General features: G+C 27.9%; 2 protein-coding genes. Both read left to right on the top strand.

The genetic code is table 11. The features are described from left to right. Positions 1-498 (top strand): glycosyltransferase family 4 protein (locus MKR94_RS16315; RefSeq protein WP_241647873.1); only part of this gene is annotated, 498 nt, incomplete at its 5' end. Next, on the top strand, positions 495-1,277 hold the full coding sequence (locus tag MKR94_RS16310) for a hypothetical protein (protein ID WP_241647872.1): 783 nt from the start codon (positions 495-497) through the stop codon (positions 1,275-1,277). The genes MKR94_RS16315 and MKR94_RS16310, both read left to right, overlap by 4 nt. Positions 1,278-1,479: the final 202 nt, after the last annotated feature.

The following is a 1,479-nucleotide window of genomic DNA, read 5'->3' as shown; positions in this document are numbered from 1 at the left end:
GCGTCTAATAGATTATATATACCGACAATCAAAAGAAATGTGAATTACGTTAAACCATTTTGTCTATATCCTGGTAGTATTAATTTTTCGCAGAATTTTTTAGCTATCAAATGGTTTTCCGAAAATGTTCTATCAAACCTTGGAATAGATATTGATTTTCTAATTACTGGTACTGCTGATGTTGATAAAAAGTCTAAAATAAGAACTGATGAACGTTTGCATTTTCTAGGTGAGGTATCCACAGATAAATTATCAGTTTTATATAGTGAGTGTATATGTATAATCTCACCTATAATTACTGGAACAGGTATTAAAATTAAAGTATTAGAGGCTATCGAACAAGGAATACCAGTTGTAGCTACTAAAAAAAGTTCTAATGGAATATTTGAAAGTGAGCACATGATCACAAGTAAAGATGATTCAGCGGAGGAATATTTGAAAACATTATATTCATTTTTGAAAAATAAACTACACAAAAAAAATGAGAGAATCTTATGATTTATGGAATAATTTTAGTTTATTATCCAAAATATTATCTTAGAGCAATATCCGAATTCAAAAATTTTTTAAATAGTATTTCAATGGATAATAAAATAATAATTGTCACTAATAACCAAAAATTATTCAAAGTTGGTTACGAAGATGAAATATGGGTCATGGGAAATAATATAAACTGGGACTTTAGTGGCTGGGATTCAGGTGCTGAAACTATTAGTGATAAATTGCAAGAGAAAGACTCTATTATTTTTGCTAATGATACATTTTGTCATCACAATCCATGGGGTAAATTTGAGAAATTATCAGCTGCTCTTACCTTTAAATATAATTATAAACTCAATAAATTGACACCAAAACCGATTCTTTCTGGCCACGTGTTAACATTCGATCAAAACTTTGATATTTTAGGAAATAAATCTAACGTATGGGTTAGTACATACCTATTTATGGTTTCATTTAAATTATTTGAAATTTTGGATAAAAAAATTTCTATTGAAGAGAAATTACTAAGTCAATCAGTGAATTATAGCAATTCAGATCAAAGCCTAAAGTGGGAAAATATCTCTCCAAATCTACAGGAGCATATTAACGAATGGATGTTCCCCAAAAATATACGTAATGGATGGTACAATAATGATTGTGATGATATTCAGATAAAAATTAGAAAAATAAAAACCATCATAAATGAAAAATATATTGCAGCTAAATGTAGTTCTGCAGGCGGAAGAGTTATCGAATTCGACTTTTTCAGGCGATTAAAGAGATTAATAAGAAAATAATGAAAAAACATGCTTTTTTAATGATTTGCCATTCTCATCCTAATTTGATAATGAGGATTCTGGAAAGACTTTCCTTAGATAATCACTATTTTTACCTACTAATTGATAAGAAAAGTAGTATTAATACAGAGTCTTTTATAAAATCTTTATCAAATAAGATACAGAACATTAATCTTATTCATAATAAGCTAATAGTTAATCA

Origin of the sequence: Rosenbergiella metrosideri, assembly GCF_022602565.1 — a bacterium.
Classification (GTDB): domain Bacteria; phylum Pseudomonadota; class Gammaproteobacteria; order Enterobacterales; family Enterobacteriaceae; genus Rosenbergiella; species Rosenbergiella metrosideri.
The sequence above is the reverse complement of the archived record's forward strand: the minus strand, read 5'-3'. Positions and strand labels throughout refer to the sequence as shown.